This is a genomic window from Cellulomonas sp. NTE-D12, from assembly GCF_027923705.1.
GTDB lineage: Bacteria > Actinomycetota > Actinomycetes > Actinomycetales > Cellulomonadaceae > Cellulomonas.
In genome coordinates, this window is sequence record NZ_AP026442.1 from 846,259 (window position 1) to 868,470 (window position 22,212).

The 22,212-nt window shown below is 74.4% G+C and carries 24 protein-coding genes and 1 tRNA gene; 12 read left to right on the forward strand and 13 right to left on the reverse strand.

The window, feature by feature from the left end; all coding sequences use genetic code 11:
- Window positions 1–13: 13 nt before the first annotated feature.
- Together QMF98_RS03915 and QMF98_RS03920 are read left to right on the forward strand one after the other, a co-directional pair.
- The gene (locus tag QMF98_RS03915; protein WP_337974764.1) at window positions 14–1,204 is read left to right on the forward strand and encodes a hypothetical protein; all 1,191 of its coding nucleotides are present in this window, start codon (window positions 14–16) and stop codon (window positions 1,202–1,204) included.
- 93 nt (window positions 1,205–1,297) lie between these two features.
- Window positions 1,298–1,370, forward strand: a tRNA-Ala gene (locus tag QMF98_RS03920).
- On the opposite strand, the gene QMF98_RS03925 is transcribed toward QMF98_RS03920, so the two are convergent.
- Both QMF98_RS03925 and QMF98_RS03930 read right to left on the reverse strand, forming a co-directional pair.
- Entirely contained in the window at window positions 1,362–2,489 is a 1,128-nt protein-coding gene (locus QMF98_RS03925; RefSeq protein WP_337974765.1) for a MerR family transcriptional regulator, read from the reverse strand. The two genes, QMF98_RS03920 and QMF98_RS03925, sit on opposite strands and share 9 nt — an antisense overlap.
- A gap of 119 nt (window positions 2,490–2,608) precedes the next feature.
- The gene (locus tag QMF98_RS03930) at window positions 2,609–2,845 is read right to left on the reverse strand and encodes a hypothetical protein (RefSeq protein WP_337974766.1); all 237 of its coding nucleotides are present in this window, start codon (window positions 2,843–2,845) and stop codon (window positions 2,609–2,611) included.
- A gap of 43 nt (window positions 2,846–2,888) precedes the next feature.
- Here QMF98_RS03930 and QMF98_RS03935 point away from each other — a divergent pair, with 43 nt between their 5' ends.
- Complete coding sequence (locus QMF98_RS03935) at window positions 2,889–3,557, forward strand: trimeric intracellular cation channel family protein (RefSeq protein ID WP_337974767.1); 669 nt, start codon at window positions 2,889–2,891, stop codon at window positions 3,555–3,557.
- Between the two features lie 29 nt (window positions 3,558–3,586).
- On the opposite strand, the gene QMF98_RS03940 is transcribed toward QMF98_RS03935, so the two are convergent.
- Window positions 3,587–3,961, reverse strand: coding sequence for a cupin domain-containing protein (locus QMF98_RS03940; RefSeq protein ID WP_337974768.1), 375 nt, complete (start codon window positions 3,959–3,961; stop codon window positions 3,587–3,589).
- A gap of 44 nt (window positions 3,962–4,005) precedes the next feature.
- Window positions 4,006–4,887, reverse strand: a complete 882-nt coding sequence (locus QMF98_RS03945) for an oxidoreductase (protein ID WP_337974769.1) — start codon at window positions 4,885–4,887, stop codon at window positions 4,006–4,008.
- A 139-nt stretch (window positions 4,888–5,026) separates the two neighbouring features.
- On the opposite strand from QMF98_RS03945, the gene QMF98_RS03950 reads away from it, so the two are divergent.
- Together QMF98_RS03950 and QMF98_RS03955 are read left to right on the forward strand one after the other, a co-directional pair.
- Window positions 5,027–5,233, forward strand: a complete 207-nt coding sequence (locus QMF98_RS03950) for a PLDc N-terminal domain-containing protein (protein ID WP_337974770.1) — start codon at window positions 5,027–5,029, stop codon at window positions 5,231–5,233.
- A gap of 123 nt (window positions 5,234–5,356) precedes the next feature.
- On the forward strand, window positions 5,357–7,015 hold the full coding sequence (locus QMF98_RS03955) for an alkaline phosphatase family protein (protein WP_337974771.1): 1,659 nt from the start codon (window positions 5,357–5,359) through the stop codon (window positions 7,013–7,015).
- A gap of 96 nt (window positions 7,016–7,111) precedes the next feature.
- On the opposite strand, the gene QMF98_RS03960 is transcribed toward QMF98_RS03955, so the two are convergent.
- The 3 genes from QMF98_RS03960 to QMF98_RS03970 all read right to left on the reverse strand — a co-directional run bounded on the left by QMF98_RS03960 (window position 7,112) and on the right by QMF98_RS03970 (window position 8,427).
- Window positions 7,112–7,606, reverse strand: a complete 495-nt coding sequence (locus QMF98_RS03960; RefSeq protein ID WP_337974772.1) for a hypothetical protein — start codon at window positions 7,604–7,606, stop codon at window positions 7,112–7,114.
- Window positions 7,607–7,743: 137 nt separating this feature from the next.
- A complete protein-coding gene (locus QMF98_RS03965) occupies window positions 7,744–7,938 on the reverse strand; it encodes a hypothetical protein (protein WP_337974773.1) in 195 nt (64 codons plus the stop codon).
- 219 nt (window positions 7,939–8,157) lie between these two features.
- Window positions 8,158–8,427: a GlsB/YeaQ/YmgE family stress response membrane protein gene (locus QMF98_RS03970; protein ID WP_263731830.1), complete on the reverse strand. Its 270-nt coding sequence runs from the start codon at window positions 8,425–8,427 to the stop codon at window positions 8,158–8,160.
- Window positions 8,428–8,704: 277 nt separating this feature from the next.
- Here QMF98_RS03970 and QMF98_RS03975 point away from each other — a divergent pair, with 277 nt between their 5' ends.
- Both QMF98_RS03975 and QMF98_RS03980 read left to right on the forward strand, forming a co-directional pair.
- The gene (locus QMF98_RS03975) at window positions 8,705–9,289 is read left to right on the forward strand and encodes a hypothetical protein (protein ID WP_337974774.1); all 585 of its coding nucleotides are present in this window, start codon (window positions 8,705–8,707) and stop codon (window positions 9,287–9,289) included.
- Complete coding sequence (locus QMF98_RS03980; RefSeq protein WP_337974775.1) at window positions 9,205–10,440, forward strand: HNH endonuclease signature motif containing protein; 1,236 nt, start codon at window positions 9,205–9,207, stop codon at window positions 10,438–10,440. Before QMF98_RS03975 ends, QMF98_RS03980 begins: the two co-directional genes overlap by 85 nt.
- A 120-nt stretch (window positions 10,441–10,560) precedes the next feature.
- On the opposite strand, the gene QMF98_RS03985 is transcribed toward QMF98_RS03980, so the two are convergent.
- The 4 genes from QMF98_RS03985 to QMF98_RS04000 form a co-directional block, all read right to left on the reverse strand.
- Window positions 10,561–10,767, reverse strand: coding sequence for a hypothetical protein (locus QMF98_RS03985; protein ID WP_337974776.1), 207 nt, complete (start codon window positions 10,765–10,767; stop codon window positions 10,561–10,563).
- Window positions 10,764–11,420, reverse strand: a complete 657-nt coding sequence (locus QMF98_RS03990) for a DsbA family oxidoreductase (RefSeq protein ID WP_337974777.1) — start codon at window positions 11,418–11,420, stop codon at window positions 10,764–10,766. Before QMF98_RS03990 ends, QMF98_RS03985 begins: the two co-directional genes overlap by 4 nt.
- Before the next feature lie 132 nt (window positions 11,421–11,552).
- The gene (locus QMF98_RS03995; RefSeq protein ID WP_337974778.1) at window positions 11,553–12,569 is read right to left on the reverse strand and encodes an NADP-dependent oxidoreductase; all 1,017 of its coding nucleotides are present in this window, start codon (window positions 12,567–12,569) and stop codon (window positions 11,553–11,555) included.
- Between the two features lie 47 nt (window positions 12,570–12,616).
- Window positions 12,617–13,003, reverse strand: a complete 387-nt coding sequence (locus tag QMF98_RS04000; protein ID WP_337974779.1) for a DUF1304 domain-containing protein — start codon at window positions 13,001–13,003, stop codon at window positions 12,617–12,619.
- Window positions 13,004–13,121: 118 nt separating this feature from the next.
- Here QMF98_RS04000 and QMF98_RS04005 point away from each other — a divergent pair, with 118 nt between their 5' ends.
- Both QMF98_RS04005 and QMF98_RS04010 read left to right on the forward strand, forming a co-directional pair.
- Entirely contained in the window at window positions 13,122–13,877 is a 756-nt protein-coding gene (locus QMF98_RS04005; RefSeq protein WP_337974780.1) for a TetR/AcrR family transcriptional regulator, read from the forward strand.
- Between the two features lie 58 nt (window positions 13,878–13,935).
- On the forward strand, window positions 13,936–15,465 hold the full coding sequence (locus tag QMF98_RS04010) for a beta-N-acetylhexosaminidase (RefSeq protein ID WP_337974781.1): 1,530 nt from the start codon (window positions 13,936–13,938) through the stop codon (window positions 15,463–15,465).
- Window positions 15,466–15,513: 48 nt separating this feature from the next.
- On the opposite strand, the gene QMF98_RS04015 is transcribed toward QMF98_RS04010, so the two are convergent.
- Window positions 15,514–17,304 carry a dolichyl-phosphate-mannose--protein mannosyltransferase gene (locus QMF98_RS04015; RefSeq protein WP_337974782.1) on the reverse strand — a complete coding sequence of 597 codons (1,791 nt, stop codon included), beginning with the start codon at window positions 17,302–17,304 and terminating at the stop codon, window positions 15,514–15,516.
- 44 nt (window positions 17,305–17,348) lie between these two features.
- Between QMF98_RS04015 and rsmI the strand changes: the two genes are divergently transcribed.
- Window positions 17,349–18,221, forward strand: a complete 873-nt coding sequence (gene rsmI, locus QMF98_RS04020) for a 16S rRNA (cytidine(1402)-2'-O)-methyltransferase (RefSeq protein WP_337974783.1) — start codon at window positions 17,349–17,351, stop codon at window positions 18,219–18,221.
- A gap of 33 nt (window positions 18,222–18,254) precedes the next feature.
- Here the strand turns inward: rsmI and QMF98_RS04025 are convergent, their stop codons facing one another.
- Window positions 18,255–18,854: an isochorismatase family protein gene (locus QMF98_RS04025; protein WP_337974784.1), complete on the reverse strand. Its 600-nt coding sequence runs from the start codon at window positions 18,852–18,854 to the stop codon at window positions 18,255–18,257.
- A gap of 134 nt (window positions 18,855–18,988) precedes the next feature.
- Here QMF98_RS04025 and QMF98_RS04030 point away from each other — a divergent pair, with 134 nt between their 5' ends.
- A complete protein-coding gene (locus tag QMF98_RS04030; protein ID WP_337974785.1) occupies window positions 18,989–20,962 on the forward strand; it encodes an alpha-amylase family protein in 1,974 nt (657 codons plus the stop codon).
- Between the two features lie 30 nt (window positions 20,963–20,992).
- Window positions 20,993–22,171, forward strand: a complete 1,179-nt coding sequence (locus QMF98_RS04035; RefSeq protein ID WP_337974786.1) for an MFS transporter — start codon at window positions 20,993–20,995, stop codon at window positions 22,169–22,171.
- The last annotated feature ends 41 nt before the right edge of the window (window positions 22,172–22,212 follow it).

Here is a 22,212-nt window from a genome sequence, read left to right on the forward strand (position 1 = left end):
CTACCGTCTAGACGTGAACGATCTCGCAGGCCCGGTGGCGCTCGCGCTGGTGGGCCTGTGGGTGGCGTACCTGGTGCCGGGCAAGCTGCGGCACCGTCAGCAGCTGCTCGAGTCGCGGGTGGACGACCGGTACTCCGAGGCGCTCCGCGTGGTCGCGGTGACCGCCGGGGACGCAGGGGCCGACGACCGCAGGTCGACCCGGGTGCTGCGCACCGCGCGGGCGTCTGCACCAGGCACCGGGCACGCAGGCACGACGGGGTTGCTGACCCCGGGCAAGGGCACCCCGGCGCTGGTCGCCGGCGCAGGGACTGGAGGCAGCACCGTGGACCGACCGCACGCCACGCCGGAGCGCACCACCGCCGACGCCGCCCGCCGCGCCGCCCAGGCGCGCGCCGCGAGGACCGCCGCCGCCGCGCGTCGTGCCGCGGCAGCTCGGCGCCGTGCCGTGCTGGCCGGCGTCCTCGTCGTCGCCACCGCAGCGGGGTGGGGCGTCGTCGCGCTGGTGCCCTCGGTCGGCCTGCTGGCCGGTGCGGTGCCGACCGTGCTGCTGGCCGGCGTGCTGGGACTCGGTCGCCGCGCCGTGGTGTCCGGTCGGCGTGCCGATGCCGAGCTCGCCGGGCAGATCGCCGAGCAGGAGCGACGCGCGTCCGCGCCCCACAGCGGGGCGACCAGGGCAGTCGCCGCGGCGCGCCGAGCGGGTGCGACGACGGGTGCGCAGGCCGTGACTGCGGCCGCTGCGCCCGCCGCGCCGGCCCGGACCGCCCGCAGCACCGCCGAGCAGCCTGCGGTCACCGGACGTGCGGTGCACCCGTCGGACACCTCGACCCAGATGTTCTCCACGATCGTGGAGGACCGCGGGGAGCGGGGCCGGTCGGTGCGGCACGCGACCGGTGCCGTGCCCACGGTCGAGCCGGAGCCCGCGTCGGAGACCACGGACGCGTCCGACGACCGGTGGCAGCCCATCCCGGTGCCGCGACCGACCTACACGATGAAGCCCGCGGCCCCGCGCCGGGAGCCGGTGGCGCTCGGCGACGTCGAGGCGTCGACCGCCGTACGCCCGGCGGACGCGCCTGCGCCTGCAGTCGCTGGGACTGCCTCGACGGCGGACGACGGGGAGATCCGCACCCCCGTGGCGCCGGTGCAGACGACCGGCAGCATCGACCTCAACGCGGTGCTGGCGAAGCGGCGCGCAGCGGGGGAGTGAGCCCGCGGAACTGAGCTCCCCGGGCTCGGCGGCGCACCCCTGCGGCGGTGTTCGTCCGCCGCGCGGTGGGTGCTAATCTGTAGCCCGCTTCAAGGGGCTGTGGCGCAGTTGGTAGCGCGTCTCGTTCGCAATGAGAAGGTCAGGGGTTCGAATCCCCTCAGCTCCACCCCGACGCGGAACCCCGTCTGACCAGCGACAAGCTGACGGTCAGGCGGGGTCCTCTGCGTTCAGGCGGCCCTGCTCCGAGCGTGCACGTGCGGTCGTCGGCACGGTGCACGACCGTGTCGTTCACCGGCGGATCGTCCCGCAGAGGTGCTCGGCCGCATCCCGAACCGTCCGTCACCACTGACCGCTCCGCCCGGGCACGCAGCGCCGCGACGGACCAGTCGAGCGCAGGGGCCAGGGCCTCCGGAGCCGGCCAGCCGTTGACGACGGCGAGGAGCTCGACGTACCGGTCCCTGCGCGGGTCGTTGACGGTCTCCAGCCGATGCAGCAGCCGATCGCGCAGGTCCGCGTCGTTCGCACGGCCGCAGACCTGCGCGTACTGCGCCGCGAGCGCCGCGACGATCGGGTCCGCACCTGCCGAGGTCGGGTCGATGCCGGTTGCGAGGGCCGGGCGGACCAGGTCGCGCGCGACCGCCGCCGCGTCGCGGCGCGGGACCGTAGTACCCGTGAGCGCCCGGTCCGCCGCCAGCTCCTCCGCCATGCGTCGCAGGCCGGCGCGGAAGCCCGGGTCCAGCGCCAGCTCGGCCAGCTCGACCCACGCGCGAGCCTGCTCGACGTCGGGATCGTCCGGCAGGCCGGGGGTCATCGAGCGCCTGACTCCCGCGAAGACGGGGTCGGAACCCAGACCGCCGAAGACGGCGTCGAGGAAGCCGCCGACCAGGTCTCGGCGCTCCGCCTCGGAGAGGCGGACCAGCTGCTGCAGCACCGCGGCGTCCTCCGGACCCAGCCCCCGCTCCGCCACCACGCTCAGCACCGCCTGCCGCAGCCGCAGCACGCGGACCTGCACCGCCAGCGCCTCGGCGTGCGCCGCGGCCACCTCGGCCAGGGAGAGCTTGCGGTCGACGACCTCGTGGATGGTGGGCAGGTCCAGGCCCAGCTCGCGCAGCGTCCGCACGAGGTCCAGGCGCGCGACGGCGCCGTCGTCGTACCGGCGGTAGCCGGCGGCGCTGCGGTCCGTCGGTGGCACGATGCCGCGGTCGGAGTAGAACCGCACCGTCTTGACCGTGAGACCGGACCGCCGGGCGAGCTCGCCGATGGAGTGGAGCCTGTCGCCGTCCATGCCCCTACCTTGCGGTCTCCCCCTGCGGGAGGCTCAAGCCCTCCTTGCTCGCTGTCAGTCGGGGTGCTCGAGTGCAGCGCGCCGTCTGCGCGTCTGGCGGCGTGTGCCGCGCTGCTGGCTCAGGGAGCGACGCCGAAGCCGGCTCGGCGTGTGGGGCACCAGGGGTTGGTGCACTGGCGCACGCGCGGCGGCTCGGGTGCGGTGGTGTCGTCGTCGTCGGCGGCCGCGGACGCGGTCTGACGTGCCTCCGCGTCCGGGGCGGCGGGTGTCGCCTCCGGGGTGCCCGGCGGCGCGGGGACCAGACGGACCGGCCAGTGGCACCAGGAGCACGGCGGCGGCTTCGGTTCGGGGCCCATGCGCACGACGGTAGCGTCCGCAGCGGCGGCTACCGTGTGGTCCGTGACGGGCGCCGGGACGATCGCAGAGGTGCTGCGGGCTGTCGACCTGCTCGGTGTGGCGGCCAACGCGCTGCTCGGCGGGGCCGTCGCGCGGCGGCACAACCTGGACCCGGTGGGGTTCGCCGTGCTGGCCATCCTGTCCGGGCTCGGCGGCGGTCTGCTGCGCGACGTGCTGCTGCAGAAGGGGCCGCCGGTCGCGCTGACCGACTACTCGTACCTGGTGACGGCCCTGGTGGCGGCGGGCGTCGCCTTCGCCGTCCGGTTCGAGGGACGCACCTGGGACCGGGTGTTCCCGGTGGTCGACGCGCTGGCGCTGGGCGCATGGTCGGCGGTAGGTGCGCAGAAGACGCTGCTGAGCGGCCTGAGCTGGCTCCCGGCGATCCTGCTCGGCACGGTCACGGCCGTCGGCGGCGGTGCGATCCGGGACATCGCGGTGTCCCGCGTGCCGGCGATCTTCGGCGGGAACACGCTCTACGCGACGTGGGCGCTGGTGGGGTCCGCGGTGATGGTCGGGGTCCAGGGGTTGGGCCGTCCGGTGGTGGGGCTCGTGGCCGCGACCGTGGTGGCTGCCGTCGGCGTGCTGATCTCGAGGTGGCGCGGCTGGATGCTGCCGCACGGCGTGCTGTTCGACCGCAGCGGCCGGCCCCTGCGCCGGCGGGTGCGGCGCTGACCGGTCGTCCCGGTCGCGCTGCCCGGCAGTCACAGCAACGAGTCGTCGTACGGAGCGGTCAGCTCACCTCCGGCGTCGCCGGTGTTCACCACGCCGCGCGGCTCGAGCAGCAGGGCGTGGGTCTCCTCGTCGGCCACCGGGCAGTGCTCGACCCCCCGGGGCACCACGTACAGCTGACCGGGCCCGAGCTCCACCCCACCGTCGCGGAGCTGGATCCGCAGGTGCCCGCGCAGCACCAGGAACAGCTCGTCCGTCTCGTCGTGCCGGTGCCAGACGAACTCGCCGTGCATCTTGACCAGCTTGACCTCGTCGTCGTTCATGCGGGCGACGACCTTGGGCGACCAGAGGTCGGTGATCAGGGAGAGCTTGTGCTCCAGGTCGACGGCGGTCTCGACGGCGCTCATGCGCGCCAGCCTGCCAGCAGGCTCCGACACCGCCACTCGGACCGTCAGCCGGCGATGCCGTCGAGCACCGCCAGCTCGTCGGCCGGCAGCTGCAGGCCCGCGGCCGCTACGTTCTCGCGCAGGTGCGCCACCGTCGAGGTGCCGGGGATCAGCAGGACGTTGGGCGAGCGCTGCAGCAGCCAGGCGAGAGCGACGGCCATGGGGGTCGCCTCCAGCCGCGTGGCCACCTCCTGCAGCGCGGTGGACTGCAGCGGCGTGAAGCCGCCCAGCGGGAAGAACGGCACGAAGGCGATGCCCTGGTCTGCGGTCAGGTCGACCAGCGCGTCGTCCTGGCGCTGCGCAAGGTTGTAGAGGTTCTGGACGCACACCACCGGGACGATCTCCTGGGCCTGCGCGAGCTGCTCGGCGGTGACGTTGCTCAGCCCGACGTGACGGACCAGGCCCTGCTGCACCAGCCCGGCCATCGCCTCCACCTGCTCGGCGATCGAGCCCGCCTGGGTGCTCTCCGGGATGCCGACTCGCACGTTGACCACGTCCAGCACGTCGAGGCCCAGGTGCCGGAGGTTGTCGTGGACCTGGGCGCGGAGGTCCTCCGGCGTGCGGGCCAGGATCCATCCGCCCTGGTCGTCGCGCACGGCCCCGACCTTGGTGACGATGTGCAGGTCGTCGGGGTAGGGCGACAGCGCCTCGCGGATCAGCTCGTTGGCCACGCGCGGACCGTAGAAGTCGGCCGTGTCGATGTGACGGATACCGAGCTCGACGGCGGTGCGGAGCACGGCGAGCGCCTCCGCGCGGTCCCGCGGCGGGCCGACGACCCCGGGGCCGGGGAGCTGCATGGCGCCGTAGCCGACGCGGGTCAGCTCGAGGTCGCCGGCACGGTAGATGCCGCCGGGCAGCTGCTGCGGGGTGGGTGCGGTCAGGGACATGGTGCCTTCCTGCTCGTCCGCCGGTTGCGGCGAGCGGCACCACGGTCCGTGCGCAGCGCCCGACGCACCAGGGCCTCGGCCATCCGGGGATCGGCAGACCCACGGTCGGGGGACGCGGCCGCGCTCCTAGCATGGACGGGTGACCGGTTCGTGGTTGCCGACGTTGGTGGTGCTCGCCGCGCTCGCGTTCTGGGTCTACGCGCTGGTCGACTTCAGCCGCACGCCGGAACGTGACGTCGCCACGTTCCCCCGGTCCGTCTGGCTGGTGCTGCTGGTGCTCGGCAGCGTGGTCGGCGCCGTGGCCTGGTTCGCGGTCGGCCGGCCTGCGCCGCGACGCCCGCACTGAGGCACGTCCACAGGTTCCGTTCGTCGGACGTTCGGCTGCCGCTCACCTGTTCGTCTCCCGCTCGGCATTCGCTGTGCCGGTGCGGCCTGCGCGGCCGTACGTCCTTCGAGGGATGGAGCAGGGATGAACCGGACGACGATCGGCGGGGCCGCCGCGCTCGCGGTGGTGGCGCTCGTGGTCAGCGCCTCCGCCGCCAGCGCGGAACCGACCCGCGGTGGCCGTGCGCCGCAGCAGCACGTGCTGCTGCTCAGCGTGGACGGGCTGCACCAGAGCGACCTGGACTGGTACGTGCGGCAGCACCCCGGGTCGGCGCTCGCCCGCCTGGTGCACACCGGGACCAGCTACACCCAGGCCAGCACGCCGGTGCCGTCGGACTCCTTCCCCGGCATGGTCGGCCAGGTGACGGGCGGCAACCCGAAGACCACCGGCGTGTACTACGACGACACCTGGAACCGGGCGCTGCTGCCCGCGGGCACCACCAGCTGCACCGGCGTGGCGCCGGGCGCGGAGGTCTCGTACACCGAGGCCGCGGACCGCAACCAGAGCGCCCTCGACGCCGGTCAGGGCCTGTCCGGCCTGCCGGGCAGCATCCTGTCGATGACGGGCACGCCCGCCACGCTGCTCGACCCGGCGACGCTGCCGGTGGACCCGACGACCTGCGCGCCGGTGTACCCGCACCAGTACCTCAAGGTGAACACGGTGTTCGAGGTGGCCAAGCAGGCGGGGCTGCGGACCGCCTGGTCGGACAAGCACCCGGCGTACGAGATCCTGTCCGGCCCGTCCGGCAAGGGGATCGACGACCTGTTCACGCCCGAGATCAACAGCGACGCCACCGGCTACGCCGCCGGTGCCGACTGGACCAAGGACAACGCCGCGACGCAGCAGTACGACGGCTACAAGGTGCAGGCCGTGCTCAACGAGATCGACGGCTACGACCACGCCCGCACGACGAAGGTCGGCGCGCCCGCCGTCTTCGGCATGAACTTCCAGTCGGTGTCGACGGCGCAGAAGCTGCCGAAGTCCGACGGGCTGGCCGGTGGCTACCTCGCCGACGGCGTGACGCCCGGGCCGCTGCTGAGCAAGGCGCTCGACTTCGTCGACGCGTCGGTCGGGTCGTTCACGCACGAGATCGACCGGCAGGGGCTGAAGGGCAGCACCACGGTGATCCTGTCCGCCAAGCACGGGCAGTCGCCCACCGACCCGGCGGCGCTGACCCGCGTGCCGGACGGGCCGATCATCGACGGCATCAACGCCGCGTGGACGGCGGCGCACCCCGGTGCCGGTGACCTGGTGGTCTTCTCGACCGACGACGACATCATGCAGCTGTGGCTGTCCGACCGGTCGGCCGCCGCGACGGACTTCGTCAAGGCGTACCTGACCAGCCACACCGCGGCGGGGAACACGATCACGGGTGCCGCGCGGACGGTCTCGTCGTCCGGTCTGACCTCCGTCTACGCCGGTGCCGACGCCGCGGCGTTCTACGGGGTCGCGGTCTCCGAGGCGAACCACCCGGACGTCGTCGGCATCGTGCAGCACGGCGTCGTCTACACCGGCGGCAAGGGCAAGATCGCCGAGCACGGTGGCGCCGACGCGCAGGACCGGCACGTGCCGCTGGTCGTGTCCGGGACCGCGACGCGCCACGGGAGCAGCAGCGCACCGGTGGAGACGACGCAGATCGCGCCGACCATCCTCACGCTGCTCGGGCTCGACCCGGACGCGCTGCAGGCCGTGCGAGCCGAGCACACCGCGGTGCTGCCGGGCGTGGAGGGCGCTCGCGGCTGAGGGGTGTGCACGACGAGGGGCCCGCCGGGCGCAGGTCCGGCGGGCCCCTCCGTGCGTGCGGCGGTGCCGGCCCTCCCCGGTCCGCTCGCGCTCTCGTCAGCCCTCGGTGGCGGCCTCCTCCTGGGACGTGGCGCCCGGCAGCCGGGCTGCGGCCGCCCGCGTGGCACGGACGGCGTGGTGGATCAGGAGCGCCGCGAGCGGCAGCTCGAGCAGCGCGGCCGTCAGCACGGGGACCAGCAGACCGCCGGTGCCGGACGTCATCACGTCGAACCAGGCGTCCGCGACCAGCAGGGCGGCGGAGGCGAACGCCGCGGCCGGCCACAAGGGGTCGCGACGGCGCGCGAGCAGGCCGGTGGCGGCGAGCACGACGGTGAGGACGACGTCGAAGCCGACCCACGCGCTGCTCCAGCCGGTCAGCACGTAGCTCGCGGGCAGGGACCGGGCCAGGTGGGCGATCCACGGGACCAGGGCGACGGCGCTGGCGAGCGAGACGAGCGTGACGCCGGGGACGTGCAGCGCGCGGCGGAACCCGGTCCGCTCGACGGCGGTCCGCTCGACGGCGGCGGTCGGGGGGAGGGTCGCTGTGGTCACGACGACGACGATGCGCCCGGACGCCGACGCCGCGCTGTCGGACGGCTGTGGTGCCGCTGTGAGCGGCGGGGGAGTGCTGGTCGGGCTCGTGCCGTGCCGTGCCGTCCGGCGGCCAGCGGGCCGGGCGGCGGCCGTGGTCAGTGCGCGGCTCGGAAGTCGTCGGCGATCTGCTGCGCCTGGGCGCTGATCAGGCGGAACAGGTCCTGGAACAGGAGGGCGACGCGTGCGTCGTCGGCGTCGCCGTCACGTGCGGCGACCCAGAGGGAGCGGGCCGTGGAGATGTCCTGGTCGGTCACGTCCACCCGCAGGTTCTCGAGGTCGAGCTCGTCCATCGCGGAATCCCCTGTCCGTCGCCGTGGTGCTCGATCGGTCAGGAGCAAGGGGTGCCTCGGTAGATACGGCGGCGGGTCCGCGAGCGGAGACGCGGGGCGCGGACGCCGGCGTCGCCGAGCGCAGCGTCGCCGGCTGCAGCACGACGGCGGCTGCCCCAGAGAGGCAGCCGCCGTCGTGGTCCGGGCTCGGCCCGGGTGCTGTGCGGTGGGTGCGGGCCGTCAGATGCGACGGCGACCGGCGCCACCCGAGACCAGCGAGACGCCGATCGCGGCGAGCACCACCTGGATCAGCAGCTCGATCCAGTCGATGCCCGGCGTGTTGTTGACGTGCAGGAGGGAAGCGATCCAGCTGCCGATCAGGGCAGCGACGATGCCGACGAGGATCGTCACGAGGATCGAGATGTGCTGACGGCCGCGGACAAGAAGGCGGCCGAGGGCTCCGATGATCAGTCCGATGATGATCGCGCTGATGATGCCGGTCGCAGTCACTGTCGTCTCCTAGGGGGTCGTGAGGGGCGTGCTCCTCGGCCTCGAAATTAGGTCAGGGTGGCCCGCTCCGCCTGTCGAGCGATGGTCCGTGGGGTCGGCTGTGGTGGGGCAGGCACGTCACGGTCGCGAGGGCTCGCCGCCTGACGGATGCCAGGGCGACGAGTGCTGCGATGGCAAGCTGAGCCGTCCACAGGTACGTCGCTTGTGGATGTCCGTGCAGGTCAGGGCCTACTTCTCGGCGTCCGGTCGTGTCAGTGGTCGGTGGTGGGATGGGGTCATGGAGCTGCTGGCGGTGGGACGCGGACGTGACGTCGCGCCATTGCCGCTGCCATTGCCGCTGCCGGGCCCGATGGACGCGGTGGCGAGCGGCGCCGGTGCTCGGACGGTGGGCGGGGACCGGCCGTCGATGACGGCGACCGTCGGCTTCCTGTCCGGGGACCTGCTGGTCGACGAGTGGTCCGACCCACTCGGCCTCGAGCTGGCAACGCTGGTGGATCGGGCGCGAGACGTGACGGCGGCTGCGGCCCGGTTCGACGACAGGTTGGCGGCGACGTACCTGTGGGGGGCGGGCGAGCTGGCGGCCCGTTGCGGGGAGCGGGACGCGGTCCGGCGGCGGGAGTGGGGTGCGCGGGGGATGCTGGCCGAGCTGGCCGCCTCCTTGCACGTCCCGGAGGGCACGTTGGCGCGCCGGCTGACCCGGATCACGGTGCTGGCCGCGTTTCCCCGGTTGCACGCCGCGCACCTGGCCGGCAGCTGTCCGGCGCTCACGTCGGCGCCGTGCTGGACGTGTTCCACGGGGTCGAGGACCGCGAGGTCCTCGCTGCGGCGGATGCGGCGTTGGCCGGCCGGGCCATCGAGGTGACGGCCCCGCAGCTGCGGGCGGCCGCTCACCGGTGGCGGGCCCGGCATGCACCGCGCACACGTGAGGAGCGCGCCCGGGTGGCCGGTGACCGGTTCGTCGACGTCAGCCCCGCCGACGAGGACCTGTGCTGGTTGACCGCCCTGCTGCCGGCCGCCGCCGCGATGGGGGTGCTGCACCGCATCGACGACCTGGCCGCGGCCGTGACCGGCCCGGACGAGAGCCGCACGCTGCCCCAGCTCCGCGCCGACGTCCTGTGCGACCTGCTTCTGGCCCCCTGCACCCCCGACCGCAGGCCCAGCGACGGTGACCTCGCGGCAGCCGCGCACTCCGGCGACCACGTCGGGCACGCGGGGCCTCCTCATGCCGACGGGGCCAGTGAGGTCCCGGACGCCGGCACGGCCGGTGAGGTGGTGGCTGCGGGCGCGACCGAGGAGGCTCGCGGCGCGTCAGGTGGGGTCGACCGCGCGTGCGAGGTGCCCACCGGCACGAGCGTGCCGTCGTGGGTACGGGCGATCGTGCCGCAGGTGGTGCTCACCGTGCCGGTGCTGACCCTGCTCGGCCACGGTGACGAGCCGGCCGAGCTGGACGGGTTCGGACCCGTCGACATCGACACCGCCCGGGCGCTGTGCGCGAACGCTCCGACGTTCACCCGGGTGCTGACCCACCCCGAGACCGGGGCCGTGCTGTCCGTGGGCCGCCAGCAGTACACCGTCCCGGCCGACCTGCGCCGCGCCGTGCAGCCGCGCGACGCCACGTGCCGGTTCCCCGGTTGCCGGCGCCGCGCCGCACGCTGCGACATCGACCACTCCACCGCCTGGGCGCACGCCGGCGCCACCGACCTGACCAATCTGGCGTGCCTGTGCCGCAAGCACCACCGCCTCAAGCACCAGGCCGGCTGGCGGATCACCCACCATCCCGACGGCACCCTGGACTGGCACTCGCCCACCGGGCGGCACTACGCCACCCACCCCGCCACCACCCTGTGGCCACCACCCGCACCCGGAGCGGCACGACCACCCGGCATCGATCAACCACCCGGCATCGACCAACCACCCGGCATCGACCAACCACCCAGCATCGACTCACCACCTGGCAAGGGCGGACCACCCGGCGGCCACACCGCCGGCTACCCCGACACACCATCGTTCTGACGTGGTGCCACGCGCGACGCTTCGGGCACGGCCCTGGCCGCGGCGGCAGGTCACCGCGCCACGGTTCTCGTGAGGCGCTGAGTCGTCCCCATCGGCACGCCCGCGAACGGCGCGGCGCAGCTAGTGAGCCAAGTCCGACAGCTCGTCGGCCGGGGCCTGGACCGCCGCAGCGACAGGCACTCCGGGATCGGCGGGCGCGCAGACACCGTCGGCACACACCAACGCCGGCCCGTCCGTCTCGATCATCACGAGCCCGGCGCGGCTGCCGAGCAGCGACGAAGCCGAGGGCTCGGTGGCCGCGCCGCGCAGCTCCGACCCGCCGCTCACGCCGCGCGCTCCGCCGCGACCTGGCTCAACGCCTGCGCGAACACCTCGGCGGGCTGGGCGCCGGACACCCCGTACTTCCCGTCGAGCACGAAGAAGGGCACGCCGGTGATCCCGAGCTGCCGAGCGCGGTCGATGTCCTCCTGGACGTCGTCGGCGTACCGACCGGACTCCAGCGCCTCCCGGGCCGCGGACCCGTCCAGCCCGGCCTCTTCGGCCAGCCGGACCAGCTCGTCGAGCCGACCCACGTGCACGCCCTCGGTGAAGTACGCCCGGAACAGTCGCTCCTCGAGCTCCAGCTGCAGGCCGTGCGCCTTGGCGAAGTGCAGCAGCTCGTGCGCCTTGAGCGTCTTGGTGTGCTGCAGCCGGTCGAAGTCGTAGGTGAGCCCGGCCTCCGCCGCCACGCCGGTCACCCGGTCCAGCATCGCGAGCACCTGCTGGCGCGGCAGACCCTTGGCCCCGACGAGGAAGTCGACCTCCGACCCGGCGAAGTCCACCGGGGTATCGGGCGCGAGCTCGAAGGAGTGGTACTCGATCCGCACGTCAGGCGCATCGGCGCCGAGGGCGGCCAGCCCCTGCTCGAGGTGCCGCTTGCCGATGTAGCACCACGGGCAGGCGACGTCGGACCAGATGTCGATCGTCAGGGGTTCGTTCACGCCAGGCCCAACCCGTCGCCGACCAGGGGCTATTCCCACCGAGCTGGGAGCGAGCCGCCACCCGGCGGGGAGTGAGGCCTCGCCCGGCCGGGCGCGAGGCCTCACTCGGCCCGAAGCCGCGGGACGGCCGGCTCAGCGGCCGATGCGGACCAGCATCTTGCCGGTGTTCTCACCGCGCATCATCGCCAGCAGCGCGTCCACCGCGTGCTCGATGCCGTCGACGACGGTCTCGTCGTACGCGATCTTGCCCTCGGCGAACCAACCGGTCATCAGCCGCGAGAACTCGGGCGCGCGGTCGAGGTACCCACCGATGGTGAAGCCGCGCAGGGTCAGCCCCCGGGTGATGAGGTTGGCCATGTTGTCCGGCCCCGGCGTCCGCTCGGTGGCGTTGTAACCGGCGATCGCCCCGCACAGCGCGACACGGCCGCCCGGGTTCATCACGTCGAGCGCCGCCTCGAGGTGGTCGCCACCGACGTTGTCGAAGAAGACGTCGACCCCGTCCGGCGCCAGCCGGGGCAGCTGCTCGCGCACGGGTGCGTCCCGGTAGCAGAGCGCGGCGTCGTACCCGTACCGGCTGGTCAGCAGCTCGACCTTCTCGGCCGACCCCGCGGACCCGATGACACGGCCGGCGCCGAGCAGCCGGGCGATCTGCCCCGCCGCGGTGCCGACGGCCCCCGCCGCGCCGGACACGAAGACGGTGTCACCGGCCGTCAGCCCGGCGATGGCGGTGAGCCCGACGTACGCCGTCAGGCCGGTCATGCCGAGGATGCCCAGCCGCGCGGACAGCGGCACGCCGGGCACCTCGGGCACCACCTGGAAGGCGCCGGCGGCGTCCTGGGCCACGTCGCGCCACCCGAGCTGGTGCAGCACGACGGCCCCGACCGGCACCCGCTCGTCCGCGGACTCGATCACCCGGCCGATCGCGCCGCCGGTCATCGTCTCGCCCAGGGCGTACGGCGGGGCGTAGCTCTTCACGTCGTTCATCCGGCCTCGCATGTACGGGTCGACGGAGACGAACTCGTTGAGCACCCGCACCTGGCCCGGCTGGAGGTCGCCGTAGGTGACCTGGACGGTGCGGAAGTCGTCCGGGGTCGGCCAGCCGACGGGCCGGGCGACCAGCTGCACCTGGGTGGACACGATCGTGGACATGGGGACCTCCGAAGGTCGGTGGGAGCAGGGGTGGGAAGGGAGACGCGTCAGGCGACGAGGCCGACCACGAGCGCGACGATCCCGAGCAGCGGCGGGATCAGCTGGACGAGCGCGGCGCGGGCCTTGGAACGGTCGGACGCCAGCAGCACCAGCCCGGCGGCAACCATCGACCCGGCGCCGACCAGCACCAGCGTCGCCCCCACGGCGCTGTGGCCGGCCGCGACCAGCACCACGCCGAGCGCGATCTCGACTACCAGGAACAGGTTGTAGAAGCCCTGGTTGAAGGCGAGCGCCCGCGTGGCGGCCGCCTCGTCGGGCGTGGTGCCGAACGTGGCGCGGGCCCGCGGCCCGGTCCAGACGAGGGACTCGAGCACGAAGACGTACACGTGCACCAGGGCAGCGAGCGAGCAGAGGACGAGCCCGACGACCAGCATGGCGACCGCCTCCGTGCTTCCGTTGTTTGTGAACCGATCGGTACACAATATACTGGACCGATCGGTTCGGTATCGCCAGCGGCCCTGTGGGGTCCGTCACCGGCGCGGGGAGGTAGGGATGGGACGTCCCCAGACGTTCGAGACGGCTGCCGTTGTGCGCGCCGCCCGTGCGGTCTTCTGGCGGGACGGCTACGAGCTGGCCTCGCTGCCGGACCTCGAGGCCGCCACGGGCCTCAGCCGGTCGAGCATCTACCACGCCTTCGGCTCCAAGCGCGGGCTGTTCGACGCCGCGGTCAGCAGCTATCTCGACGAGGTGGTGCGCCCGCGGCTCCGTCCGTTGACGGCCGCCCAGGTCGGACCAGGGGCGATGGACACCTACCTGACGGGCCTGCGGGCAGCGCTCGCCCAGCCCGGTTCCCTGCCGTCGACCAGTGGGTGCCTGCTGATCAACGCCGCCGGCGCGCCGGTCGGCCGCGACGACGCGGTCCGCGACGTGATCGCGGGGTACCGCGCAGAGCTGCGCACGGCGTTCGGCCGTGGCGTCGCCGCGCACGTCGCGGCTCACGTCGCCGCGCATGTCGCCGACGGGCAGCGCGGGCAGCGCACGGAGCCGACCGGCGCCGCCGCCGCTCCGGGCTCAGGACCGGTTGACGTGGACGACGGACACGCCCGCGCCGCCCACCAGGAGGTTCTCGCCGAGACGCTCACGGGTCTGGTCGTCGCGGCCCTGGCCGTGGTCCGCGTCGACCAGCCCGCCGCGCTGCGGCTGGTCGACACCGCGATCGAGCTGCTCGGCGGCACGCCGGCCACCCCCGACCCGCACGCCACGAGCGGGCCCACCCCGAGCGCCCCCGTCGCATCCCACCGCGGCTGACCTCCACCACCGCGCGGCTGCGGCACGCCGACCGTCTCTCGTCGGTAGCGTGCCGCACGTGACCGGACCCGCCGTCGTCCCCCGCCCGCTCCGGCTGCAGCAGCTGTCCGACCAGCCGTTCGTGGTGGTCTCCGGCACCGTCGTCGTGGCCCCTGACCCCGCCGCCCGGCAGGCCGCGGAGCGCCTGGCCACGCTGGTCGGCGGGTCGGTGCAGGCCACCGCCGCACCCGACGCGGCGGCGTTCCGGCTCCGTCTCCTCGGGCCGGCCGACGACGAGCGGTACCCGCGCACGGGTCCGGCCGGCGGGGAAGAGGTGCCGCCGGCTCTCCCCGCGGGCGAGCCCGACGACACGCTGCCCACCGGTGACGAGGCGTACCGCCTGCATGTCCACGCCGACGGGGTGGACATGGACGCCCGCACCCCGGCCGGCCTCGGCCACGCCGTCACCACCCTGGCCCAGCTGCTGACCGGCACGTCCGGGGGTGCCCGGACCCTGCCGGCCGTGCTGGTCGTCGACTCCCCGCGGTTCACCTGGCGGGGCCTCTCCATCGACGTGGCCCGGCACTTCGTCCGTGTCGCCGACCTCGACGTCGTCATCGACCTGATGGCCGACCACAAGCTCAACGTGCTGCACCTGCACCTCACGGACGACCAGGCGTGGCGCATCGACCTGCCGTCGCGGCCGGAGCTGGTCCGCCGGTCGTCGGGCGCCTCGGTCGGCGGCGACCCGGGCGGCCACTACACCGCCGAGGACTACGCCCGTCTGGTGGCGCACGCCGCCGCCCGCGGCATCGTCGTCGTCCCGGAGCTCGACGTGCCGGGGCACGTCAACGCGGCGCTGCACGCCTACGGCGAGCTCTCCCCGTCCGGCCGGCCGGCCGACGAGTACCTCGGCATCGACGTCGGCTTCAGCCGCCTCACTGAGGCCCTGCCCGCCACCGACGCCTTCCTGCACGACGTGTTCGGCGACATCGCGGCCATGACACCCGGCCCGTACGTCCACATCGGGGGCGACGAGGTGCAGGGCATGGCGCCCGACGAGTACGCCGCCCTGGTCGGCACCGCCGCCGCGGCCGTCCGCGCTGCCGGCAAGCAGGTGGTCGGCTGGCAGGAGATCGCCACCACCCCGCTCGAGCCCGGCACCGTGGTGCAGTACTGGGACGTGCACGCCGATCCGGCACCGTTCGTCGCCGCGGGCGCGGCCGGCGCCCGCCTGCTGCTGTCGCCCGGGGACCGGACGTACCTCGACATGAAGTACCACCCCGGCTACCCGCTGGGCCTCGAGTGGGCCGGCCACGTGGAGCTGCGCGACTCCTACGACTGGGAGCCCGCCAGGCTGCTGCCGGGGCTGCCCGCCGAGGCGGTGCTGGGCGTCGAGGCGGCGGTGTGGACCGAGACGCTGCGCACGTTGGACGACCTGACCACCATGCTGCTGCCGCGGCTCGCGGCGGTGGCCGAGGTGGCGTGGTCGGCACCGGACCGGCGCGACTGGGAGGACTTCCGCACCCGGGTGGCCGCGCTCGGTGCCCGGTGGGACGCCGCGGGGCTCAGCTGGTACCCGTCCCCGCAGGTCGACTGGCAGCGCTGACGCGAGGCGAGCCGGCCCGCCCGGCGCCCGGCCCGGCCGGCCCGACGGCTACACCCAGCTCTGCAGCCACATCCGCAGGTGCCACTGGTCGTAGGGGATCACCCAGGCCGTCCACACCGGGTAGAAGAACGCGCCGACCGCCACCACCAGCGTGGCGAACGCGGACACCCACACGATGGCGAGCGACCTGCTGCGCTCCTCGCCGGGGGTCTGCGGTCCGATCAGCAGGCCGAGCAGGTACACGAGCGTCAGCACCACCCACGGCACGAACGCCACCGAGTAGAACGTGAAGATCGTGCGGTGCATGTACATGAACCACGGGAACCAGCCGGCGACGATGCCGGAGAGCACGGCCCCGGCCCGCCAGTCCCGGAACCGGATCAGCCAGAAGACGGCGACGAGCGCCGCGGCCGCCCCGCCCCACCAGATCAGCGGGTTGCCGAGCGCCGTGATCGCCTGGGAGCAGGCCTTGGCACCGCACGCGTGCAGGGCGGCGTTCCCCTGCAGCCCCGAGATGTCCGTCGGGTAGAAGTACGACGTGGCGCGCCACTGCACGATCCAGCCGAGCGGGTTCGCCTGGTAGGCGTGCGGCGTCTCGAGAGTCACGTGGAAGTGCCACATGTCCTGGTGGTACTTCCAGAGGCTGCGCAGCGCGGCCGGCAGCCACTGCACCCCCTGACCGGGGTTCTCGGCGGCCCACTGCCGGCCCCAGCCGTCCTTCGACAGGAACCAGCCGGTCCAGCTGGCCAGGTACACCGCCGCCGAGATCAGCACCATCGAGAAGCCGGCCACCACGCCGTCGCGCACGATGCCGGCCCGCACCCAGTGCCGCACCCCCGCGGCCCGGCGCGCGCTCATGTCCCACGCGACGGACATCAACCCGAACAGCGCCAGGAAGTACATCCCGGACCACTTGGTGCCGATCGCCAGGCCGAGGGACACCGCCGCGGCCAGCCGCCACCACCGGATGCCGAGCCCCGGCCCGTCCCCGAGCTGGCCGCCCGAGTCGAGCACCGCCGCCGCCCGCTCGGCCAACCGGTGCCGGGCCTGGTCCCGGTCGAGCAGCAGGAAGCCGAACGCCGCGAGGCAGAAGAACATGAGGAACGGGTCCAGCAGGCTGACCCGGGAGTGCACGATCGCCTGCCCGTCGACGGCGAGGAACAGCCCGGCCAACGTGCCGAGGGCCGTGGACGCGAACAGCCGCCGCCCGATCCGGGCGATCATCAGGATCGCCAGCGTGCCGCACACCGCCACCGACAGCCGCCAGGCGAACGAGCTGGTCACGCCACCGCCCAGCTGGATGCCGAGCGCGATCATCCACTTGCCGACCGGGGGGTGCACCACGTACTCGGGGTCGACCTGGAGCATCGAGACGTCGCCCGCCTCGAAGCGGGGGTTCGGGTCCTGGCCCCACGAGGCCTCGTACCCGCGGACCAGCATCGAGTACGCCTCTTTGACGTAGTACGTCTCGTCGAACACCAGGTTGTGCGGCACGGCGAGACGCCAGAACCGGATGATGCCGCCGAACGCCGTGACGGCGAGGGGCAGCAACCAGCCGAGCAGCCGTGCCCGGCGCGTGGCGTCGAGCGCCAGAGCCGCGTCGGAGAACAGCCGGCGCTGCAGGCGCAGGAGCGTCGGCTCGTCGTCGTCGGGGGCGTCCGTCTCGTCGACGGTCGCGTCGGACGCGTGCCGTCCGTGGTGCGCGGCAGCACCAACCACGGCGACGTCGGCCGCCCCCGCTTCGTGCGCGGGCAGCGGCGTCGCCGGTGCGTCGTCGGGCATGACCGCCCTGGTCCCGTGGGCGGGAGTGCCCGCCTCGTCACGTCCGGTGGTCGGCACGCGGTCATCGTAGGGGCCGGTGCTGAGCATGGGAGGCTGGGCGCGTGAGCGATCCCGACGGCCGCCGCCCGAACGCCGGAACCGGCGCTCTGGTGCTCGCCGCCACGCCGATCGGCAACAGCGAGGACGCGTCACCCCGCCTGCGCCGGCTGCTGGCGGAGGCGGACGTGGTGGCCGCGGAGGACACCCGGCGGACCCGCGACCTGGCCGCGCGGCTCGGCGTGCACATCGGCGGCCGGCTGGTCAGCCACCACGAGCACAACGAGCAGGGCCGCGCGGACGAGCTGCTCGAGGTGGTGGCGGGTGGCGGGACGGTGCTGATGGTCTCGGACGCGGGCATGCCGTCGGTGTCCGACCCCGGCTTCCGCCTGGTGAACGCCGCCGTCGCCGCGGGTCTGCCGGTCACCGTCGCGCCCGGGCCGAGCGCGGTGCTGACGGCGCTGGCGCTGTCCGGGCTGCCGACCGACCGGTTCACGTTCGAGGGCTTCCCGCCGCGCAAGCCGGGGGAGCGGGCGCGCGCCCTGGCGGCGCTGGCCGACGAGCGTCGCACGATGGTGTTCTTCGAGGCGCCGCACCGCGTGGCCGAGGTGCTCGCCGCGATGGCGGAGGCGTTCGGTGCGGACCGGCCGGCCGCGGTGTGCCGCGAGCTGACCAAGACCTACGAGGAGGTGCGGCGGGACATCCTCGGCGCGCTCGCGGCCTGGGCCGCGGAGGGTCAGGTGCGCGGCGAGGTCGTGGTCGTCGTCGGCGGGGCGCCGGCTCGCGCGGTCGCCACCACCGCGGAGCTGGTGGCCGAGGTGCTCGCCCGGTCCGACGCCGGGGAGCGGCTCAAGGACGCCGTGTCCGACGTCGCGGCCGCGGCCGGCGTGGGCCGTCGGGACCTCTACGCCGCGGCCCTCGCAGCCCGTTCACGGTGACGGACGGCCTCCTCCGACCGATGGAGGCGTCGCTCAGGCCTGCGCGCTGGTCACCAGCTGCGCACCGGCCGCGACCATCTCCTCGCGCGCTGCCGCGCCCTGCTCGGGGGTGACGGGCACGGTCAGGTCGGTCAGCAGCCGCGCGCGCAGCCCCAGGTCCAGGGCGTCGAGGGTGGTGGCCCGCACGCAGTGCGACTCCGCGATGCCCACCACGTCCACGTCCGTGATGTGGCCCTCGCGCAGGATCCGCGCCAGCGTCCGGCCCTCCTCGTCGGTCCCCTCGAAGCCCGAGTACGCGGCGGCGTAGGCGCCCTTGCGCACGCTGGCGTCCGGGTGCAGCCCGGCGAGCGCCGGGTGCAGCTCCGCCTCGGCGGTCCCCGCGACGCCGTGCGGCGGCCAGGTGTCGACGAAGTCGGGCGTCTCCGAGAAGTGGTGGCCGGGCTTCACGTGCCAGTCCTGCGTGGTGACCACCAGGGCGTACCGGTCGCGGTGGGCGGCGGCGTAGTCGGCGATGGCCTGAGCCGTCGCGTTCCCTCCCGTGACGGGCAGGGCGCCGCCCTCGCAGAACGTCGGCTGGACGTCGACCACGAGAAGCGCGCGGTGCGGCGTGCCGGTGACGGCAGACTCCGACATGGGGACCTCCTCGGGGATGCTGGCCGGTCCAGTACACACCCGGTGCGGAAGGGCGGCAGGATGCGTCACGTCGGGCACGTCACGGGCGCCGCCACCCGGCAGCGGGCCGCCGTGCCGCAGGGTCGGAGGTCGCGATGGACAGCCGCAGCGAGGTCGCGGGGCGCCGCGTCTCCACCGGGCCGACGGTGCCCGAGGCGGTCCGGGCCGCGGGCCGGCAGGCGCTGACCGGCGCGGACCCGGCCCTCCGGCAGACGTTCGAGCTGCGGCTGGAGCGGTGGTGGCCGGACCTCGCCTCGGGGATCGCCGAGGTGTACCCGGGCACGCCCGGTGAGCAGCTGCTCCTCCGGCTGGTCACCATGGCCGCCACGGCGGCCGCGCGCCGGGACCCGGACCTGCGCCGGATGGACGAGGAGCGCACGCTGCGTCCCGACTGGTTCCAGGCCCCCGGCATGATCGGGTACGCGTGCTACGCCGACCGCTTCGCCGGCGACCTGGGGGCCGTGCGCGAGAACATCGACTACCTCGCCGAGCTGGGCGTGACCTACCTGCACCTGATGCCCGTGCTGCGCCCGCGAGAGGGTGACAACGACGGCGGGTACGCGGTGGCGGACTACCGCTCGCTGCGGCCCGACCTGGGCACCATGGCCGACCTGCGGGAGCTCGCCGCGGCCCTCCACCAGCGTGGCATCAGCCTGGTGCTCGACCTGGTGCTCAACCACGTCGCGCGCGAGCACGAGTGGGCGGTGCGCGCCCGGGCCGGCGAGCAGCGCTACCGCGACTACTTCTACGTGTTCGAGGACCGGACGATGCCGGACGCCTACGAGCGCACGCTGCCCGAGGTGTTCCCCGACTTCGCGCCGGGCAGCTTCACGTGGGACGACGAGCTGTCGGCGTGGGTGTGGACGACGTTCAACACCTTCCAGTGGGACGTGAACTGGGCCAACCCGGAGGTGTTCGCCGAGTACGCCGACCTGGTGCTGTCGCTGGCCGACGAGGGTGTCGACGTGCTGCGCCTCGACGCCATCGCGTTCACCTGGAAGCGGCTGGGCACCTCGTGCCAGAACCAGCCGGAGGTGCACGCCCTGACCCGGGCGCTGCGTGCGCTGGCGCGCATCGCCTGCCCGGCGGTGGTGTTCAAGGCCGAGGCGATCGTCGGTCCCGCTGACCTGGTGCACTACCTGGGCCGCGGCGCCCACCACGGCCGGGTGAGCGACCTGGCTTACCACAACGGCCTGATGGTGCAGGTGTGGTCCATGCTCGCGGCGCAGGACGTGCGCCTGGCCGCGCACGCGCTGCGCGCCCTCCCACCGGTGCCGACCACGACCGCGTGGATCACCTACGTGCGCTGCCACGACGACATCGGCTGGGCGATCGACGACGCCGACGCGGCCGCCGTCGGGCTCTCCGGGTTCGCCCACCGCGCCTTCCTGTCCGACTGGTACTCGGGGCGGTTCTGGCAGTCGCCGGCCCGCGGGCTGGTGTTCCAGGCCAACCCCGCCACGGGTGACCGTCGGATCAGCGGAACGGCGGCGAGCCTGGTCGGGCTCGAGGACGCGAGGGAGCGCGGGGACGCGCAGGCCGTCGACGCGGCCGTCGCGCGACTGCTCCTGGCGCACGCCGTGGTGATGGGCTGGGGCGGCATCCCGGTGCTGTGGTCCGGTGACGAGCTGGGGCAGCCGAACGACCCCGCGTGGGACCTCGAACCGGGGCACGCCGACGACAACCGGTGGGCCGGGCGGCCTCGTCTGGACCCCGCCGCCCGGGCACGGCGGCACCAGGCGGGCGCCGTGGAGCGGCGTGTGTTCGAGGGGCTGGCCCACCTCGCCTCCGCCCGGGCCTCGCTGCCGCACCTGCACGCGTCGGTGCCGGCGCAGGTGCTCGAGGTGGACGACCCCGGGGTGCTGGCGGTGCTGCGCGAGCACCCGCTCGGGCCGCTCCTGGAGCTGGTGAACGTGACGACCAGCTGGCGCCCGTTCCCCGGACGGCGGCTCAAGGAGCTGGGGCTCGACGGCGCTCCCGACGCGCTGACCGGCGACGTGGTCCACCCGCAGAGCGACGACAACGTGTGGTTGGCGCCGTTGCAGGTGCGCTGGGTGGTGCGGCCGTGAGGCACGTGCCGCGCTGCTAGCGTCCGACGCGTGCCAGCCGGGGGACCAGATGCGGGTGCCGGCGTGGGCCGTGGGGCGGTCCCGGCCCTGTGGGCGGCCGGCTTCACGACGGCGTTCGGCGCCCACGGCATCGCGGCCGGCTTCGGCGCACAGGCGCAGCACCTCGGCCTCTCCTTCGTCTCCCTCGGCGTGCTGCTCGCGCTGTACGACGTGGCCGAGGTGGTGCTCAAGCCCGTCTTCGGCACGTGGAGCGACCGGATCGGCGTGAAGCCGGTGATCGTCGGCGGCCTGGCACTGTTCGCCGCCGCCTCGGCGCTCGGGTTCGTCTGGCACAGCATCACCGGCCTCGCCGTCGCGCGGCTGCTGCAGGGCGCGGCGGCGTCGGCGTTCTCCCCGGCGTCCTCGGCCGGGGTCGCCCGCCTCGGTGGCTCCCGGTCGCTCGGTCGTGCGTTCGGCTCCTACGGGTCGTGGAAGGGCCTCGGCTATGCGCTGGGACCCGTGCTCGGCGCCGGGCTGATCGCCGTGGGCGGGCTGCCGGCCCTCTTCCTGGCGCTGACCGCCCTGGCAGCGGCCGTGCTGGTGTGGGTAGCCGTCGCGCTGCCGGCCCTGCCGCCGACGCCGCGCCCGCGTTCCACGCTCCGTGACCTGGTGCACCAGCTGACGCGTCCCGGCTTCGTCCAGCCCACCGCGGCCCTCGCCGTCACCACCGGCACGCTCGGCGTCGCGGTCGGGTTCCTCCCGCTGGTGGGCCGGGAGCTCGGCCTGTCGGCAGCCGTCGCGATGGTGGCCGTCACCGTGCTCGCCGTCGCCTCGTCGGTCAGCCAGCCGTGGGTCGGACGGCGGCACGACGCCGGCCGGCTCGGGGAGCGGGCCGGCACGGTCACCGGGCTGCTGACGATCGCCGCCGGCGTGCTGCTGCTGGCCTGGGTGCGGTACCCGGTGGCGCTGTTCACCTCGGCGGCGCTGGTCGGCATCGGCATCGGCCTGGTGACGCCGCTCGCGTTCGCCCGCCTCGCCGCGTCCGCGCCCGAGGGCTCGCTGGGCCGCACGCTGGGCTCGGCGGAGGTGGGGCGCGAGCTGGGGGACGCCGGCGGACCGCTGCTGGTGGGTGCGGTGGCGACGGCGGCGGGGCTGCCCGTGGCGCTCAGCACGCTCGCCGGCATCGTGGCGCTGCAGTCGCTCGTCACCGGCGGGCGACGCCGGGGCTGACCCGCCGCACCGACTGGCGCCGAGCTGCGCCGCCCGACCGG

Coding starts and splice junctions, on each gene's coding strand:
- QMF98_RS03945 (WP_337974769.1), bottom strand. CDS start 4,887: ATGTCCCTGACCGCACCCACCCCGCAGCAGCTGCCCGGCGGCATCTAC.
- QMF98_RS04000 (WP_337974779.1), bottom strand. CDS start 13,003: ATGCTGGTCGTCGGGCTCGTCCTCTGCTCGCTCGCTGCCCTGGTGCAC.
- QMF98_RS03925 (WP_337974765.1), bottom strand. CDS start 2,489: ATGGACGGCGACAGGCTCCACTCCATCGGCGAGCTCGCCCGGCGGTCC.
- QMF98_RS03940 (WP_337974768.1), bottom strand. CDS start 3,961: ATGAGCGCCGTCGAGACCGCCGTCGACCTGGAGCACAAGCTCTCCCTG.
- QMF98_RS04025 (WP_337974784.1), bottom strand. CDS start 18,854: ATGTCGGAGTCTGCCGTCACCGGCACGCCGCACCGCGCGCTTCTCGTG.
- QMF98_RS03995 (WP_337974778.1), bottom strand. CDS start 12,569: ATGTCCACGATCGTGTCCACCCAGGTGCAGCTGGTCGCCCGGCCCGTC.
- QMF98_RS03955 (WP_337974771.1), top strand. CDS start 5,357: ATGAACCGGACGACGATCGGCGGGGCCGCCGCGCTCGCGGTGGTGGCG.
- QMF98_RS03930 (WP_337974766.1), bottom strand. CDS start 2,845: ATGGGCCCCGAACCGAAGCCGCCGCCGTGCTCCTGGTGCCACTGGCCG.
- QMF98_RS03965 (WP_337974773.1), bottom strand. CDS start 7,938: ATGGACGAGCTCGACCTCGAGAACCTGCGGGTGGACGTGACCGACCAG.
- QMF98_RS04030 (WP_337974785.1), top strand. CDS start 18,989: ATGGACAGCCGCAGCGAGGTCGCGGGGCGCCGCGTCTCCACCGGGCCG.
- QMF98_RS03975 (WP_337974774.1), top strand. CDS start 8,705: ATGGAGCTGCTGGCGGTGGGACGCGGACGTGACGTCGCGCCATTGCCG.
- QMF98_RS04005 (WP_337974780.1), top strand. CDS start 13,122: ATGGGACGTCCCCAGACGTTCGAGACGGCTGCCGTTGTGCGCGCCGCC.